Source organism: Azohydromonas australica DSM 1124, from assembly GCF_000430725.1.
In the GTDB taxonomy this organism is placed as follows: domain Bacteria; phylum Pseudomonadota; class Gammaproteobacteria; order Burkholderiales; family Burkholderiaceae_C; genus Azohydromonas; species Azohydromonas australica.
The window spans coordinates 5,343-7,043 of record NZ_KE387228.1 but is presented as its reverse complement, the minus strand read 5'-3'; the positions used below and the strand labels follow the sequence as shown (position 1 = coordinate 7,043).

Annotated in this window: 3 protein-coding genes; 2 read left to right on the top strand and 1 reads right to left on the bottom strand. The window is 62.2% G+C overall.

Annotated features, from left to right (window positions below; translation table 11 throughout):
- Positions 1-37 precede the first annotated feature (37 nt).
- Positions 38-580 (bottom strand): HPF/RaiA family ribosome-associated protein, encoded by a 543-nt coding sequence (locus tag H537_RS0140180; protein ID WP_029002324.1) that lies wholly within the window; start codon positions 578-580, stop codon positions 38-40.
- 231 nt (positions 581-811) lie between these two features.
- Here H537_RS0140180 and H537_RS48670 point away from each other — a divergent pair, with 231 nt between their 5' ends.
- Positions 812-1,354: an excisionase family DNA-binding protein gene (locus H537_RS48670; RefSeq protein ID WP_051244767.1), complete on the top strand. Its 543-nt coding sequence runs from the start codon at positions 812-814 to the stop codon at positions 1,352-1,354.
- A gap of 26 nt (positions 1,355-1,380) precedes the next feature.
- Positions 1,381-1,701, top strand: a 321-nt coding sequence (locus H537_RS48665; protein WP_043462403.1) for a cation:proton antiporter domain-containing protein, incomplete at its 3' end; no start/stop codon positions are given.

Here is a 1,701-nt window from a genome sequence, read left to right as displayed (position 1 = left end):
GCTCAGGAATGCGAGCTGACGGGTACCGCGCCGCACATCAGCCACGGAGGTCATGGTCATGCCACGTGTTCTCGGAAAGCTGCGGCTGGCGCAACTGCTCGACGGCAAGGTGGCCCGCACGGTCAGCGGCCCGGTCAATCACGTCGTACAGATCGCCCCCGGCACCAATGACCGTGACAGTGAGGGCGCCCACAAGTTGTAGCTTGATAAGGCAGTATCTTTTCGCCAAGCCGCGGCGGCTGCGCGTGTCACCAAGGCGCACGTCAACGCGCTGCACTTGGTTTTGCCGGCGCATCAGCACGTACAGCAGGCGCCGGCGGACATGGTCAACCAGCGCGTTGTTGACGCAGGCATGCAAGGCACGAACTTGAATATCCAATGCGATCCTCCCTCGGTCAAAGCACTTGGCGATGAAAAGCTGCAGGAAGGTCTTGAGCCCAGGCGAGCCCGAAAGTTCCGCCTGGTTGCCTTCGCAAAGTGGCATTGAAAGCCATGGCAGAACCACTCGCCGCGCGGTGAAATCCAGATCAAGGTCGGCATCCGCGAACCGCAGCGTGCTGGAGCCACCATGTTGACGCATACCACTTGAGCCAGTGCGAGGGGCAGCGCCCTCTCGTCAACGAAGGCGTGACAGTCACCACTGGAGATCCAGAGCGCAACGACATCGTTGCTGGGCATGTCCTGATCTACTGGAAACAGCCGCTGACCGCATGCCTCACGCGACCGCCAACTTGACGCGGGACAGCTTCACCATGGCGAGGGCTTTCGTTTTTTTCGCTTTTGCTTTAAGGTATTCGCATAAAATGCGGGCATGTTGAACCGTCACCACGTGCCTTCGCTGAACGAGCTGCTTGGCTGGCTTGAGCGCGCGTTCGCCCAGCACATCGAAGTTGAGGCCCGATCCGGTCGCACGGCTGTCATGCGCCTGGGTGGCAAGGAGCTCAGCCTTCGAGACGTCCGCGAGCCGCCACAGCTGCTGACCCAGGAGCTGTGCGGCAAGCTGGCCGAGGTGGCTGCGTTCGGTCTCACGACAGCTCTGACGGACGAGTCCGTAGCTGGAACACGGCTCAGGATGCAGCTCGTCACCGCCCTGGCTGCGATCGAAGCCACGACAGGGTCAAACAGGGAGCGTCCACACAGCGATGACGGCGACGCCTTGCTGACGACGGCCGAGGCCGCGGCCCAACTGGGCATGAGCCGGCCCTACGTCTCGATGCTGTGTGATCAGGGCAAGCTGGGCGAGGTCAGCCGTTCCGAAGGCGGACATCGTCGGATTCGACAGTCCGCGGTCGATGAGTACAAGAAGTGCCATTTGGGCGAAGCCTCCGGTCACGCGCCTGTGGCGAAGGGATAGCGCAGGCCGGGAAAGAGAGCACAAATTTGCACCACGACATCACCCTCATCACCACGCTCGCTGCCGGGTTCGGGCTGGCCCTCATCCTGGGCTTCGTTGCCGCGCGGCTAAAGCTTCCCGCGCTGGTGGGCTACCTTGTCGCTGGCATCGCCATTGGTCCGTTCACGCCTGGGTTCATAGCTGATTCGCATGTCGCCGGGCAACTTGCCGAGGTTGGCGTGATGCTGCTGATGTTCGGTGTCGGGCTGCACTTTTCCATCGACGACCTGCTCGCTGTGCGCAAGATTGCGCTTCCTGGCGCCATCGTTCAAATGGTGGTGGCTACCGCCTTGGGCGCCGGCGTGGCA